The sequence below is a fragment of the [Bacillus] enclensis genome, from assembly GCF_001456935.1.
Lineage (GTDB): Bacteria > Bacillota > Bacilli > Bacillales > Bacillaceae_B > Rossellomorea > Rossellomorea enclensis.
This window is the reverse complement of record NZ_KQ758482.1, coordinates 855,481-870,703: the sequence shown is the minus strand read 5'-3', so window position 1 is coordinate 870,703 and position 15,223 is coordinate 855,481. Positions and strand designations below refer to the sequence as shown.

The 15,223-nt window shown below is 42.9% G+C and carries 17 protein-coding genes; 16 read left to right on the top strand and 1 reads right to left on the bottom strand.

The features are described from left to right. Window positions 1-128: 128 nt before the first annotated feature. The 4 genes from cmk to fni all read left to right on the top strand — a co-directional run bounded on the left by cmk (window position 129) and on the right by fni (window position 3,704). Window positions 129-794, top strand: coding sequence for a (d)CMP kinase (cmk, locus tag AS034_RS04345; RefSeq protein ID WP_032087870.1), 666 nt, complete (start codon window positions 129-131; stop codon window positions 792-794). A 2-nt stretch (window positions 795-796) separates the two neighbouring features. Continuing rightward, the gene (locus AS034_RS04340) at window positions 797-1,369 is read left to right on the top strand and encodes a lysophospholipid acyltransferase family protein (protein WP_058297647.1); all 573 of its coding nucleotides are present in this window, start codon (window positions 797-799) and stop codon (window positions 1,367-1,369) included. Window positions 1,370-1,496: 127 nt separating this feature from the next. After that, a complete protein-coding gene (gene rpsA, locus AS034_RS04335) occupies window positions 1,497-2,630 on the top strand; it encodes a 30S ribosomal protein S1 (RefSeq protein ID WP_032087945.1) in 1,134 nt (377 codons plus the stop codon). A 15-nt stretch (window positions 2,631-2,645) separates the two neighbouring features. After that, a complete protein-coding gene (gene fni / locus AS034_RS04330) occupies window positions 2,646-3,704 on the top strand; it encodes a type 2 isopentenyl-diphosphate Delta-isomerase (protein ID WP_058297646.1) in 1,059 nt (352 codons plus the stop codon). Between the two features lie 527 nt (window positions 3,705-4,231). On the opposite strand, the gene AS034_RS22240 is transcribed toward fni, so the two are convergent. Then, window positions 4,232-4,363 carry a YpzI family protein gene (locus AS034_RS22240; RefSeq protein ID WP_064564042.1) on the bottom strand — a complete coding sequence of 44 codons (132 nt, stop codon included), beginning with the start codon at window positions 4,361-4,363 and terminating at the stop codon, window positions 4,232-4,234. 103 nt (window positions 4,364-4,466) lie between these two features. Between AS034_RS22240 and AS034_RS04325 the strand changes: the two genes are divergently transcribed. From AS034_RS04325 to AS034_RS04270, 12 genes are all read left to right on the top strand, one after another. Next, a complete protein-coding gene (locus AS034_RS04325) occupies window positions 4,467-5,081 on the top strand; it encodes a YphA family membrane protein (RefSeq protein WP_032087873.1) in 615 nt (204 codons plus the stop codon). Continuing rightward, the gene (locus tag AS034_RS04320; protein WP_032087874.1) at window positions 5,078-5,974 is read left to right on the top strand and encodes a YIEGIA family protein; all 897 of its coding nucleotides are present in this window, start codon (window positions 5,078-5,080) and stop codon (window positions 5,972-5,974) included. Before AS034_RS04325 ends, AS034_RS04320 begins: the two co-directional genes overlap by 4 nt. Then, window positions 5,971-6,162 carry a capping complex subunit for YIEGIA gene (locus tag AS034_RS04315; RefSeq protein ID WP_052011530.1) on the top strand — a complete coding sequence of 64 codons (192 nt, stop codon included), beginning with the start codon at window positions 5,971-5,973 and terminating at the stop codon, window positions 6,160-6,162. The genes AS034_RS04320 and AS034_RS04315 overlap by 4 nt, the downstream gene beginning before the upstream one ends. A gap of 178 nt (window positions 6,163-6,340) precedes the next feature. Further along, complete coding sequence (gene der, locus AS034_RS04310; RefSeq protein ID WP_058298086.1) at window positions 6,341-7,651, top strand: ribosome biogenesis GTPase Der; 1,311 nt, start codon at window positions 6,341-6,343, stop codon at window positions 7,649-7,651. A 17-nt stretch (window positions 7,652-7,668) separates the two neighbouring features. After that, the gene (locus AS034_RS04305; protein WP_058297645.1) at window positions 7,669-8,712 is read left to right on the top strand and encodes an NAD(P)H-dependent glycerol-3-phosphate dehydrogenase; all 1,044 of its coding nucleotides are present in this window, start codon (window positions 7,669-7,671) and stop codon (window positions 8,710-8,712) included. Window positions 8,713-8,987: 275 nt separating this feature from the next. Beyond that, window positions 8,988-9,185: a DUF2768 domain-containing protein gene (locus AS034_RS04300; RefSeq protein WP_032087876.1), complete on the top strand. Its 198-nt coding sequence runs from the start codon at window positions 8,988-8,990 to the stop codon at window positions 9,183-9,185. A 47-nt stretch (window positions 9,186-9,232) separates the two neighbouring features. Beyond that, on the top strand, window positions 9,233-9,919 hold the full coding sequence (locus AS034_RS04295; RefSeq protein ID WP_074439973.1) for a hypothetical protein: 687 nt from the start codon (window positions 9,233-9,235) through the stop codon (window positions 9,917-9,919). Window positions 9,920-10,168: 249 nt separating this feature from the next. After that, window positions 10,169-11,647: a stage IV sporulation protein A gene (gene spoIVA, locus AS034_RS04290; protein ID WP_032087877.1), complete on the top strand. Its 1,479-nt coding sequence runs from the start codon at window positions 10,169-10,171 to the stop codon at window positions 11,645-11,647. Window positions 11,648-12,943: 1,296 nt separating this feature from the next. Further along, a complete protein-coding gene (locus AS034_RS04285) occupies window positions 12,944-13,216 on the top strand; it encodes an HU family DNA-binding protein (RefSeq protein WP_032087878.1) in 273 nt (90 codons plus the stop codon). Between the two features lie 161 nt (window positions 13,217-13,377). Continuing rightward, the gene (gene folE, locus AS034_RS04280) at window positions 13,378-13,944 is read left to right on the top strand and encodes a GTP cyclohydrolase I FolE (RefSeq protein WP_058297643.1); all 567 of its coding nucleotides are present in this window, start codon (window positions 13,378-13,380) and stop codon (window positions 13,942-13,944) included. Between the two features lie 19 nt (window positions 13,945-13,963). Then, window positions 13,964-14,185 carry a trp RNA-binding attenuation protein MtrB gene (mtrB, locus tag AS034_RS04275; protein ID WP_032087880.1) on the top strand — a complete coding sequence of 74 codons (222 nt, stop codon included), beginning with the start codon at window positions 13,964-13,966 and terminating at the stop codon, window positions 14,183-14,185. 225 nt (window positions 14,186-14,410) lie between these two features. Next, entirely contained in the window at window positions 14,411-15,220 is an 810-nt protein-coding gene (locus tag AS034_RS04270) for a heptaprenyl diphosphate synthase component 1 (RefSeq protein ID WP_058297642.1), read from the top strand. The last annotated feature ends 3 nt before the right edge of the window (window positions 15,221-15,223 follow it).

The following is a 15,223-nucleotide window of genomic DNA, read 5'->3' as shown; positions in this document are numbered from 1 at the left end:
AAGTGCCTGCTGTTTTTTGTTATTAAGAGAATTGTAACCATTTAAAAGAGAAAGTTCTTATTATGTTTGCACAATTTTATGATAGAATAGGGAAGAAATTATATGGAATTTAAGTAGGTGGATGTTTTATGAAATTACGGATTGCCATAGACGGCCCTGCGGCTGCGGGGAAGAGTACCGTCGCTAAAATTGTAGCAGGAAAGCTGTCTTATCTTTATATAGATACGGGAGCCATGTACCGTTCCCTGACGTATAAAGCAATAAAGTCGAATGTGGATGTGCATGATCAGACTGAACTGACTAAACTGCTCAAAATGACTAAAATTGAATTGGAACCTTCTGAAAAAGGTCAGCTTGTATTTCTTGACGGGGAAAATGTAACGGAAGAAATCCGTCAATCAGAAGTCACAAATTCAGTTTCGCATATAGCAGTTCATCAGCAAGTCAGAGAAGAAATGGTTAAAAGACAGCAGGAACTTGCCAGTGAGGGCGGCGTGGTAATGGATGGAAGGGATATCGGCACTCATGTCATCCCAGACGCAGAAGTGAAAATATTCCTGCTCGCGAGCGTTGAGGAAAGAGCCCAAAGACGTCACGAGGAAAATGTCTCGAAAGGGTATGCGTCAGATTTAGAGAAATTGAAAGAAGAAATCGCATTGAGGGATAAAATTGATTCAGAGCGGGAAGTTGCCCCATTGAAAAAAGCAGAGGACGCCATTGAAATAGACACGACCTCCTTATCGATCAATGAAGTCGTCGACCGCATCATGTCTCTTGTGGAAAGGAAAGGGTAGACGTGAATCTTTATTCATTTGCCAAAGGTTTAGTAAAATCCATTCTTTCGCCGCTTTACCGCATTGAAGTCGTCGGCCTGGAGCATTTCCCGAAAGAAGGCGGAGTGCTGCTCTGTGCAAACCATATTGACAATCTGGATCCCCCCGTCGTCGGGATCACCGCGCCAAGGCCTGTCTCATTCATGGCAAAGGAGGAGCTCTTCAGGGTTCCGGTCCTCGGGAAAATCCTCCCCGGGGTTCATGCTTTTCCTGTAAAGAGGGGCATGAGTGACCGTGAAGCCCTGCGAAAAGGATTGAAAGTATTGAAAGAGGGAAATGTTTTAGGATTGTTCCCGGAGGGTACTAGAAGTAAAACAGGGGAGATCGGTAAAGGTCTTGCCGGCGCCGGATTTTTTGCATTGCGATCCGACGCAAAAGTGGTACCCTGTGCAATCATCGGTCCTTACAAGCCGTTCAGAAAACTCAAAGTGGTATACGGACCGCCCGTCCCGATGGAGGAAATCAAGGAACAGAAACTCAATGCTGAGAAAACAACGGACATCATCATGGAGCATATTGCCAGCCTTATGAAATGATCGACCGGACTTTCTTGCTTGACAAATAGTTCTATTTATTAGAAGTTAATAGAAAGAATAATTTATTTAAATTGTGTAAAAATTCACAAAAATAAAATCTTTGCAGTCATGGATTAAGGAGGAGTACATAATGGAAGACATGAATGGAATTGAAGTGAAAAATCTCGAGATTGGTGAAAAAGTCAAAGGAACCGTTACCAAGGTCGAAGAGAAACAAGTCCTTGTTGATGTTAAAGATAGTAAGGTGGATGGCATCATTCCAATTAGTGAACTCTCAAGCCTTCACATTGAAAAAGCATCTGATGTAGTGAGTGAAGGGGATGTACTGGAGTTAATCGTGACAAAAGTGGAAGAGGAACTGCTTGTCCTTTCCAAGCGTAAAGTCGATGCTGAAAAAGCATGGGAAGAAATGAAAGGCCGCTTTGAAGCCGGAGAAGTATTTGAAGCCGAAGTAAAAGACGTCGTTAAAGGCGGTCTGGTCGTCGATCTTGGAGTCAGGGGATTTGTCCCGGCATCATTGGTGGAAGATCACTATGTGGAAGATTTCTCAGACTACAAGGATAAGGTCCTTACATTCAAGATTGTGGAATTGGATCAGGATAAGAACCGTCTGATCCTGTCTCATCGCGCAGTGGTTGAAGCTGAAAAACAAGAACAGAAGAAACAGCTTCTTACCGACATCGAATCCGGTGCGGTCCTTGAGGGTACTGTTCAGCGAATCACTGATTTCGGCGCATTCGTTGATATCGGCGGAGTTGACGGCCTGGTGCATATTTCCCAGCTGTCCCACGAACACGTAGAGAAGCCGTCGGACGTGGTGACTGAAGGACAAAAAGTCCAGGTGAAAGTACTGAGTGTCGATCGTGATAATGAAAGAATTTCATTATCGATTAAAGAAACACTTCCTGGGCCTTGGAGTGATATTTCTGAAAAAGCCCCTAAAGGAAGCGTACTGGACGGAGTAGTCAAACGATTGGTATCCTACGGTGCATTTGTAGAGGTATTTCCGGGTGTTGAAGGATTGGTGCATATTTCGCAAATTTCCCATAAACATATCGGTACGCCTCATGAAGTATTAAAAGAGGACCAATCGGTTAAAGTAAAAGTATTGGATGTCAACGAATCTGAACAACGACTTTCTCTTAGCATAAAAGCTTTGGAAGAGAAGGAAGAAGAAGTGACAGATTATGAAATGCCTGAAGAAAATACAGGCTTCCAATTAGGTGAAATGATTGGAGATAAATTAAAGGATCTTAAATAAAAATGGTGATGGACTTTGACTAGAGCTCAACGAAAACGGGATCATATTAATTATGCCCTTACAACAGGGCAACAGAATAAGACGGGCTTTGAAGACGTAAAGTTTGTTCATCAAAGCCTTCCGGATGCAGCCCTTGATGATACCCGTCTCCAGTCCCGAATTGGCGAACTTTCTTTAAGTTCGCCAATTTTTGTGAATGCCATGACAGGCGGAGGCGGGGAATATACATCAAAAATCAATGCTGAGTTATCTCTGTTGTCCAGGGAAACCGGGATTGGACTGGCTGTAGGTTCACAAATGTCTGCTTTGAAGGACCCGTCTGAACGAAAAACGTATGAAATAGTAAGAAAGAACAATCCTGACGGCATCATATTTGCCAACCTTGGCAGTGAAGCGTCAGTACAGCAGGCAATCGATGCAGTGGAGATGATTGAAGCAGATGCCCTTCAAGTTCATCTGAACGTCATTCAGGAATTGACTATGCCCGAAGGAGACCGTGATTTTAAGGGGGCGCTTGAACGAATTCACACGATTGCCGATCGGTTAAGTGTCCCGGTCATCGTGAAAGAAACTGGATTTGGGATCAGTAAGGAAGCTGCAATGACTCTTTCAGGTACTTCCATTTCGGCTATAGATGTCGGGGGTTACGGCGGAACGAACTTTTCTAAAATTGAAAATCAACGCCGGCAAAGGATGCTGAGTTATTTTGATGACTGGGGTATCCCCACGGCTGCATCCATTGCTGAAGCCCATTCGGTTTCTGGTCTCCCGATTCTTGCTTCGGGAGGTATTCGGAACAGCCTGGAAATTGTAAAAGCCTTGAGTCTGGGTGCCTGCTCTGTCGGAATGGCCGGAGCCATTTTGAAGTGCATCGTGGATAAGGGTCTTGAGGCCACGATAGAAGAAGTAAATGATCTTCACACTGATATACAATACCTTATGTGTGCATTAGGCTGCATGAGGACTGAAGACTTGCAAAAGGTGCCTCTTATTTTAACAGGAGAGTTGTATCATTGGCTGGCCGTAAGGGGATTGGATCCCGAAAAGTATAGTAATCGACAATTTAATGCTTGATGAAATTGGCTAGACAAAAGTCACATAGTCTAAATAAACCCGGATTAATTTGCAGTGAGATGAGGCAAATTATTCCGGGTTTTTTTATATGTTTTTTGGACGTTTCAGGGGTTTGCTCATCTCAGCGGTTGATTGGAGTGCAAGACGAAGACTCCTGCGGGAAGAGCAGCTTATTAGAAAAGCGGAAGGGCTTCGCTCAGAGGGGGGGGCATAAGACGAATTGGCCGAAGGCGTTCTTTGCCTTCTTGGGCGGTGTGGCTTATGACCTGTGCCTCTAAGCCCTGCAGCTGGACAATTAGAAAAGCGGAAGTGGGCGTTTTGCTCCCTTTGAAAAATGTTCTCAGGCTTTAGAGGCGCAATTTGCCTCAAAAGCCTAAGGTTAATTTTCAAACGGGAGCAGACCCCTGCAGCTGGACAAGTGAGACCCCGCAGGCTTTCTGAGAGGCTCACACGGGCTACCCGCGGAAAGCGAAGTCTTGCACGGAAATCATTAGCGTTGTTTAAAGCCCTCTAAATGTTCGTATATTTTACCTCTGCCTCTTCCTTGATTCGGCAGGGCTTTCCATCCCTGTTGCTCCTTTATTCTGAAGCTCCTGATCCCGGTCGGATTCAACCCGTCCACTTTGCTTTAATTTCTTTTCCTGACGATCTTTTCCCATATCAAACACCTCCTTTTCTTATTTTTTCAAGATTAAATTGAAACATACATGAATGATTTACATAAAGATTTTCCATAATGTAGATAATAGGAGGGAATGGGACATGGAGGGAATAATATTTCTTTGGGTTGCATGGGGATTATGGATCTACACGACTTTCATTATGGAAAAGAATGAAAAAGGCCGATTTCTATTTTCCTTTTATTTGTTGTGCTTGATTTGCTTGTTTCCGTATAGATTTTCCATATTATCGTATGAAGTACATGCAGACTATCTATTTTTGGCATTACTGGCGTTCATCTATATGCGCCGCCTGGGTCTGAGGCAGAAACTTTATATGCTGATTTGTATTTTGACCATAGCCATGTCATATGCAGGGGTAGGGCTTGTTGCCATTTATGATCCCGTCCTTATGATCATCGACCCTTATGTCATTGCTGCATTATTATCCATGAGTCTTGGGTTTATTTTTTACAGTTCCATAAATAAGATGAGAAATCTGTTCCTTTCTGTGATTTCGGGAACGTTGACAGGGGAAATATTCTTATCGGTCACGCTGCATAATATAGGGTTCAGCAAAATGATCGGTGATTATCTTTATATGGATACAGCGGCTTATATGGCATTGATGACCATCACCTGGAAGGCCGTTCATTCATTGAATGCCCTGATGAGCAGTAAACTATCATCCAATAAAGGGGAAATCAAAAATATATGAATGATTACGTAAACCCCGTCATTTTCGGGGTAGTCATCGGCACGTTAACCAGAATCTATATGCTCCGGACCGACTATAGGCAATACCCGACGTATTTGCACGGGAAGATCATACATATTGCACTCGGCTTCATCGCCGCAGGGCTTGGAACAATTGCGGTTCCTGCATTACTGGAAGAGAATTTCACGGCTATCACATTTTTGACAGTGGCTGCATCACAATTTCGTGACGTCAGGAATATGGAAAGGAATACATTGACTGAGCTGGATGCCTATGAGCTTGTACCAAGGGGGGCTACCTATATCGAAGGGATTGCGGTAGCATTTGAAAGCAGGAACTATCTGGTGATATTCACTTCCTTAATCGCTACTTTGGCCTATATCGTATTTAACTTTTATGCTGCCTTGGCAGTCAGTGTGGTCTGTATGTTAATCTCGCATAAATTAATGGCCGGGGGCAAGCTGAAAGATATCGTCCATATTGAATTCGTCCAACCGCATTTTGATGGTGCGGGACTATACGTGGATAATATTTATATCATGAATATAGGTCTTAAAGTCAGGCAGGAAGAAATCATGCGCTATGGAATGGGGTTCGTACTGAATCCTAAATCATTCGATGCAAGATCCACGATTGCAAACCTGGGGCAAAGGCAGGCCATCCTTCATGATGTGTCCACTTCATTGGGTATCTTTAAAGATTCGGGGACCCCTGCACTCACTCCTCTGGCTAAAAGAGACCTCGATGATGGAAGGGTGGCGGTGTTTGTCCTTCCTCAACATAAAGATGTGGAGAAAGCCATCGCGATCCTGGGGCAGGTTCCGACACTGGAAAATGCGATCAGGATGCCATCTGAGTCTAAAGCCATTCGAAAGGGGAGAGAAGCAGATTGAGTACCACCATTCAAAAATTCATCTTAGCCGCTGTGACAACCTCTCCTGATAGAATTCCCAGCGGAACAGCAGTATTTCATTGCAAAACGGACGAGGAACTGCAGAAGATCTGCGCTAACCTCGAAGCCATATTAGACGGGATTGCACATGAATTGGATACCGGCCTGTTTATCATTGTGAAACATTGATTGCCAGTTCATTCTTTTACTGATAAAATGTTAAAGTTAGGGGACTGACCCATAAGGGGGAATACAGCTTATGGGCCAGTCTTTATTATTAATAATTGAACCATTTGAAACAGTGGAAATGAAAAGGCTTAAAGGATAATGAATGAACCATAAGTCTATTCAAGAAAGGGTGAATAAAGTGTCCAAACCAGTTGTTGCAATCGTAGGGCGTCCGAATGTTGGTAAGTCCACGATTTTTAATAGGATTGTCGGCGAGAGAATATCGATAGTGGAAGATGTGCCCGGTGTTACAAGGGATCGTATATACAGTTCTGCTGAGTGGCTGACTCATGAATTTAATATTATAGATACCGGCGGAATCGAATTAGGCAATGAGCCGTTTCTTGATCAAATCAGGCAGCAGGCAGAGATTGCGATCGATGAAGCGGATGTCATCATATTCCTTACGAATGGCCGTGAAGGAGTAACCGCAGCCGATGAAATCGTAGCGAAGATACTATATCGTTCAAACAAGCCTGTAGTGCTTGGTGTCAATAAGATCGATAACCCGGAAATGCGTGAAATGGTGTATGATTTCTATTCCCTTGGATTCGGAGAACCTTTCCCGATTTCAGGTTCACACGGACTCGGGCTGGGGGATCTGCTGGACGAAGCCGCAAAGCATTTCAAAAAAGATGACGGGGAGGAATACGGAGAAGAAGTCATTAAATTCTCCTTGATCGGCCGTCCCAATGTCGGTAAGTCTTCCCTCGTAAATGCACTACTCGGTGAAGAGCGGGTCATCGTCAGCAATGTGGCTGGTACGACAAGGGATGCGATTGATTCATCTTACACGTTTGATGGACAAGAGTATGTCATCATCGATACTGCCGGAATGCGGAAAAAAGGAAAAGTATATGAAACGACTGAAAAATACAGTGTGCTGAGGGCTTTGAGAGCGATTGAACGTTCCGACGTTGTATTGGTCGTGATAGACGGTGAAGAAGGAATCATCGAGCAGGATAAAAAAATTGCAGGATATGCACATGATGCAGGACGTGCAGTGGTAATCGTCGTCAATAAGTGGGATGCAGTTGAAAAAGATGAAAAAACGATGAACAAATGGGAACAGAACATCCGTGACCACTTCCAGTTCCTTGACTATGCACCGATCATCTTCTTATCTGCAAAAACAAAGAAGAGAATCCATACGCTTCTTCCTGTCATCAATGTGGCGAGTGAAAACCATGCATTGCGTGTACAATCCAGTGTCCTGAATGAAGTAGTAATGGATGCGGTGGCAATGAATCCAACACCGACTGATAATGGCAAAAGACTCCGTATCTACTATGCAACTCAGGTGGCAGTGAAGCCGCCGACATTTGTTGTGTTTGTGAATGACCCGGAATTAATGCATTTTTCATATGAACGATTCTTGGAAAACAGAATCCGTGATGCATTTGGATTTGAAGGAACTCCTATTCGTATTATCGCTCGTGCCAGAAAATAATAAGGTAGGTGTATCAAATGAAAAACTCTGAAAAAGTGACGGTCATTGGTGCAGGAAGCTGGGGGACGGCCCTTGCCATGGTATTGGCAGACAACGGGCTTGAAGTAAGGCTATGGGGACATAAAGCAGATCAAATCCAGGAAATCAACGAACATCATACAAATCATAAGTACCTAAAGGATGTGAAACTTCCTGAGAGTATCATCGGCTATGCAGATATGAAGGAATCTCTTGATGGTATCCAGACGGTTATTTTAGCGGTTCCCACCAAAGCGATCAGACAAGTGCTGGGCCAGATCCAGGAAGTGCAGGCGAATCCTTTGACGGTTGTGCATGTGAGTAAGGGGATCGAGCCCGACAGCCTTCTGCGCATATCAGAAATCATCGAGGATGAAATGAATCCGGATAACCTGCGCTCTGTGGTCGTCCTTTCCGGACCGAGTCATGCGGAAGAAGTGAGTCTAAGGCACCCGACGACCGTGACGGTATCAGCAAAGGATATGAAATACGCAGAAGAAGTCCAGGATCTTTTCATGAACCAGAATTTTAGAGTGTACACAAATCCCGATATGCTGGGTGTTGAAATTGGAGGCGCATTGAAGAATATTATTGCTCTTGCTGCCGGCATCACCGATGGCTTGGGGTATGGAGATAATGCGAAGGCAGCCCTCATCACCAGGGGGCTCGCTGAAATCGCCCGCTTAGGCACAAAAATGGGTGCCAACCCGCTCACCTTCTCCGGTTTGACAGGTATTGGTGATTTAATTGTTACATGCACAAGTGTTCATTCGAGAAACTGGAGGGCAGGTAATATGCTCGGTAAGGGGCATAAACTCCAGGAAGTGCTTGATAATATGGGCATGGTGGTGGAAGGCGTCCGTACAACGAAAGCAGGACATCAGCTTGCCCAAAAATTCGAAGTGAAAATGCCGATCACGAATGCACTGTACGACGTATTGTTCAATAATGTAGAAGCGAAAGAAGCGGTCGATCATTTAATGTCACGAGGAAAGACAAATGAAATGGAAGATTTGGTGAATATTCTGGGCGAACGCTCATAGACCGATAAAAATCTTGCAAGAATAGGCATTAGAGGATGCGAAAGGTTCTTACCGTGCATACACTGTGATGAATATATACAGCTTTGCCTATGGATGGGTAGGTCTCTTTCAGTCTTAAGAGCAGCTCATGACTTTGGCTCGGCCTTTGGCCCGGGTCCGGAGATCATGGGTCGCTCTTCTTTTATGTGCGTTCATCTTTCGTACATTTTATTGAACAAATGCCGTTTCGGATTTGACTTGTGATATAATACATTCGATAACAGGAGGGATGTACCATGACTTCTATGATGAAAATGTGGATTTCATTTGCTTCAATGGGATCTATGTTCCTTGCAATCATAATGATTTATTTCAGCCGGTATAAAATTAAACCGAAATTCATTCGCTTTATTACTGCTTTTGTGGCTTACATACTGATGATAGCAGGCGGACTCATGATGATTTATATTGTATTCAGCGGACCAACCTACTAGCTTAAGAAAGGAAGTTTTGCAGATTGAAACGTATAGTTTTAACCGGAATGATCCTTGTGCTCACTATGACCGTCCTTTCCGGCTGTCTTTACCCTGAAAAAGAGCTCAATCAGAATCAGATCCCTTATGATGCACAGGTGAAAGCTGTTCAAGAAGCAGTGGAGCAATACCAGGACGCCAATAGCGGGCTGCTCCCGATCAAGACAAGGGATAAGGATACCCCGATCTATCAAAAATATCCGATTGATTTCAGGAAGTTATCCCCACAATACTTATCAGAGATTCCTGGAAATGCATTTGAGAACGGGGGGATCTTTCAATATGTCCTGCTGGATGTAGAAGAAAATCCAACCGTGAAGATATTCGATCTACGAATGGCGGAAAAAATAAGGGAAATCAAAATCAGAATCAACGCCCAGGGCTATCCCCCTTTTAAAGAACAGGTGGCCCACAACGTTTATAAATTGAATTATGAAGAAATAGGAATGGATAAAGAAGTATATGTCGACAGCCCCTATTCAAATAAGAAGCTTCCGCTTGTGATAAATGGGAGCGGGGAGATTTTCGTGGATTATTCGATGGATTTATATGAAAAGCTTCAATCCACGAACAAAACAATTCAAGAAGGAACCGATATCCGTACTCTGCTGACAGAGGACTCCTTGTTTGTTCCAGCCTATTCCCTTCCTTATACCATTGATGAAAAGAATGAACCTGTCTTTATGACAAAATAGGCATAACCCTTTTCCTGCAAAATATATTGTAGGAGAAGGGTTATTATTTTATGTCATCCTTTGTAGGGAGTTTTCATCAACTTCAACTGAACATAATTGCTGCGACATAATAAATTTAATTCTTAGTCATAAGGAGGTAAAAAAAACATATTAATAGTCATAAGTCATTAGGACAACATCATAAATATAGAATGTGAGGCAGAATACACGGATGAAACATCCCTGGAATATAAGATGGGAGGGAATCTCTTGGAAAGAGTCGATCTATTCAAAGACATTGCAGAAAGAACAGGCGGAGATATTTATTTAGGTGTGGTGGGAGCAGTAAGAACAGGTAAATCAACCTTCATCAAGAAGTTTATGGAGCTTGTTGTCCTTCCTAATATTGCAAGTGAAACAGAACGTGCAAGAGCGCAGGACGAACTGCCGCAAAGTGCTGCAGGAAAGACGATCATGACGACAGAACCGAAATTCGTCCCTAACCAGGCAGTATCGGTGCATGTGGACGAGGGGCTTGAAGTGAATGTGAGATTGGTAGATTGTGTAGGTTACACGGTGCCGGGGGCGAAAGGATACGAGGATGAAAATGGTCCCAGAATGATCAATACACCTTGGTACGAAGAGCCTATCCCGTTTCATGAAGCAGCCGAAATCGGTACCAGAAAAGTAATACAGGAGCATTCAACGATCGGCGTGGTGGTCACCACTGATGGTTCGATCGGGGAAATCGGAAGAAGCGACTATATCGAAGCTGAGGAAAGAGTCATCGAGGAACTGAAGGAAGTCGGTAAACCCTTCATTATGGTGATCAACTCCGCTAGGCCGCATGCGACAGAGACAGAAGAGCTGAGAGTGAAGCTTCAGGAAAAATATGACATACCAGTCCTTGCGATGAGTGTGGAAAGTATGAGGGATTCAGATGTACTGAATGTTCTTCGTGAAGCTTTGTTTGAATTCCCGGTATTAGAAGTGAATGTGAATTTACCGAGCTGGGTGATGGTGCTGAAAGAAGAACATTGGCTGCGACAGACCTATCAGGAAGCTGTTAAAGAAACGGTCAAGGATATTAAACGTCTTCGTGACGTGGACCGGGTCGTCCATTATTTCAGCGAATATGAGCATATTGAACGTGCCGGACTTGCAGGAATCGATATGGGTCAGGGTGTAGCCGAGATCGATTTATATGCACCGGATGAACTGTATGATGAAGTGCTGAAAGAAATTGTAGGCGTTGAAATCCGAGGCAAGGATCACCTGCTTGAATTGATGCAGGATTTCGCACATGCCAAAGCAGAATATGACCAGATTTCAGATGCGCTGAGAATGGTTAAACAGACAGGTTACGGAATCGCTGCGCCTTCTCTGAACGACATGAGTCTGGATGAACCGGAAATCATACGTCAGGGATCAAGATTCGGTGTAAGCCTCAAGGCCGTTGCACCTTCCATCCACATGATCAAAGTGGATGTTCAATCAAAATTCGAGCCGATCATCGGCACCGAAAAACAAAGTGAAGAACTCGTCCGGTACCTGATGCAGGATTTTGAAGACGATCCACTTTCGATTTGGAACTCCGATATATTCGGAAGAAGCCTGAGCTCCATCGTAAGAGAAGGCATCTCAGCCAAACTGTCGCTAATGCCTGAAAATGCCCGTTACAAACTGAAAGACACACTGGAAAGAATCATCAACGAAGGCTCCGGCGGCCTCATAGCCATCATCCTATAATCTCTTTTAGACTCTCTTTTGGGAGTCTTTTTTTTATTGAGACTATCTGAGATGAAATTAAAAATGCAACAGTGATGGATGAATGTTTCTATGAAAGGCGGGTTATTAAGTTGCTTGTGCAGCAATTTGTTTCAAAGATAGAAGCACGTAATTATTAGTCTTCCACGTCCCGAATTAGTTAGTGGATCAGGCCTAATATACGGAAAGATGAAATGTGAAAATCCACGAATATCAGAGTGCTAACCGCAGTAAACATTTTTGCCGTCGTGCCATGTTCTTACCTTCTGTTCCACCAAAAAAGAGGATAAAGACAAACGAATATTAGTTGTTACAATCCATTTTTTCAGGATGGTAGTGTGTAAACTTACCCATATTCAAAACCGATTCCAGCGATTGATTGGAGTGCAAAACGTAGACTCCTAACAGAAATGCGGAAGGGCTTTGAAGAGAGGCGTGTGGCATAAGGCGAATCGCCCACGAAGGCGTTCTTTGCCTTCTTGGTCGGTTTGACTTATGTCATGTGCCTCTAAGCCCTGCAGCTGGACAGTCCCCCAATGGAAAATAAGAAGAGGCTCACCAACTGCCCGCGGAAATCGGAGTTTTGAACGGAAATCATAGCGGTGTTTAAAGGCTACTATATAATGTTCGTCGTTTGACGGTGTTAGCGGGGTATTGTCCCAGCTTTTTTTAGGAATTTTTTTAATGGATTTTATATGTTAAGACAAATAATGATTTTTAAAGCTATTGATAAGTGGATACAAAATTGACAAGAAGGAGTGGATTGTAGCGGAAGGCATTTGACTCCGACGGGAAATAGAGGAAAAGTCGAGACCCCGCAGGCGGAACGCCGAGGAGGCTCGACTTCCTCCCCGCGGAAAGCAAATGCCTGCAGCGGAAAGGAACGGTCAATGTTGCAGACTCCATTATTCATATATTTTTAATACGATTTTAAAAGACAATGTTTAACCGCTCAAAAGAATGGGAACTGTTTAAGAGCAATGGATAGAGGAAGCGCTTAAGAATCTTCAAGAAATAGCAATATAAAGGCAAAATGAGGGGATTCTATTACATTTATGTATCAAATAAGAAAAGATTCCCATTAATTCTTGAATTATTCTTGCTAAGCACAATCTATTGTGATAATCTTTTAACAGAATTGTTGTTGAATATTGATTCAGCAACGTTTTCAAGCGTTTTTTCTGTACTTTATGTATAGAATCCGCTAAAGTTGTTTACTAATGATATTAAAGTAAATGAATCATGACTGAGACATTTCCTTGGGAGGAGGTGAATGGCATGAACAAGACAGAATTAATCAATGCTGTTGCAGAAGCTGCTGAGCTATCTAAGAAGGACGCTACTAAAGCGGTTGACGCTGTTTTCGATACAATTCAAGAATCACTTGCAAACGGTGATAAAGTACAATTAATCGGATTCGGTAACTTCGAAGTACGTGAGCGTGCAGCCCGTAAAGGTCGCAACCCACAAACAGGTGAAGAAATCGAAATCTCAGCTAGCAAAGTACCTGCTTTCAAACCAGGTAAAGCGCTTAAAGAAGCTGTAAAATAATTACATACTTTGAGCGTTACGAAAGGGCCGCATAAGATGCGGCCCTTTTTTCTTTGAAAAACCTAAACTTCTAAAGCACTAAGCTTTGATGAGATTATTGGCTTATGCTAATATTAACAATGTTAGTTTATTTCTTTAGGTGATAGTAGGAGGACAGCATAATGGCAGAAGTCAACCATAGCCAGATAGAAGAAGCAGTGCGTTTAATACTTGAAGCAATAGGAGAAAATCCTAATAGAGAAGGACTTTTGGATACACCTAAGCGCGTCGCAAAAATGTATGCAGAGGTTTTTTCAGGAATAGATCACGATCCCAAGGAATATTTTGAAACTATTTTCAGTGAGGACCACGAAGAATTAGTCCTTGTCAAAGATATACCGTTTTATTCAATGTGTGAACATCATTTAGTGCCTTTCTACGGACGTGCACATGTTTCCTATATTCCACGGAATGGAAGAGTCACGGGTCTGAGCAAGCTTGCCAGGGCAGTGGAATCTGTCGCAAGGAGACCTCAGCTGCAAGAAAGGATCACTTCAACGGTTGCCGATTCCATCATGGAAACCCTTGAACCATACGGTGTCATGGTTGTCGTGGAAGCGGAACATATGTGCATGACAATGAGAGGGGTCAAGAAACCAGGCTCCAGTACAGTGACGACCGCGGTGCGGGGAACTTTTAAAGAGGATTCACAAGCGCGGAACGAAGTGCTTTCATTTATCAAGAAGTAAAAGTACAGGAGTGGGATTAATGAATTCTAATGATTATGTTGTCATTAAGGCTAGTGAAGACGGCGTAAATGTAATCGGTCTTACCAGGGGCACGGACACACGCTTCCACCATTCAGAAAAGCTTGATAAAGGCGAAGTGATGATTGCTCAATTCACTGATCATACATCTGCCATCAAGGTAAGAGGGAAAGCAACGATCCTTACCAGTTATGGGGAAGTTGAAAGTGAAAATAAAAAATAGCATCTGATATGAGGGACGAACAAAGAACCATTATTCTTAGTCGTCCCCTTTGTTATATGAGAGTAAGGGAAGAAGAAATTTGAATGTAATCAGATTTGTTGATGCAGGAAATACATAGAACACTTATGGGATCTTCGGCGATTCACTATTTGTGAACGTTTTATGGTATAATATTTATTGCTGAAAATTATCATGTGAAACATAGTAGAAATGGGGAAATAGGGTATGAAATTCACTGATTACAATCATCAAGCGAATATCATTCATCAATACATAGAAGACCAGCTTCACCATTCATATCTAAAGGAGTATATTGATCAGCCGCATATTGATCGTAAACGCATCAATTATTTGCTCCTTCCATTTTTGAATGAACAAAGGATGGTCACTCAACAGGAAATGAAGTGGATTTCTACTGCTATGTTTTTGCATATTGCCCTTGAGACACATGAGAAAGTAACAATTTCTGAACGGGATTCTCTTAAAGAGAGACAATTGACTGTACTTGCCGGAGTATACTTCAGCAGCCTTTATTACAGGACACTTGCTGAAACAGGGGATCTGGGGTTGATCGAGGCATTATCGAATGCGATCAAGAAAATAAATGAATGTAAAATATCGATGTACAATGAAGAGTGTTCTTCCGTAGATGAGTTGACGGAATATATAAGAATTATTGAAACTTCGATACCTGCTCATTTCTATGAGTTTTTCAATCAGAAGGACTGGATTCCCCTTCTTTCTGACACATTTTTATATAACCGTCTCATTCAAGAACGCCTGGCATTGATCAATTCAAAAGAAACCATCTTTACGGGTGCTCTTGCTTCAATACTAAGAGAATCCGAAGAACCGGTGGACCGGAGTCTCTTATTGTCAGCCGTCGACCATGCAATGGACAAGGTTCAAAAAGACATAGAAGTTCAATTACACGAAAAGAAGCCGGGTACTCCTGCTGCCAGAGAGTTGTTTATGGAATTTCTTCCTTTCAATGAGTCTATTGCTACTACGAAATTATATGCGGAAGAAGGGTAAATG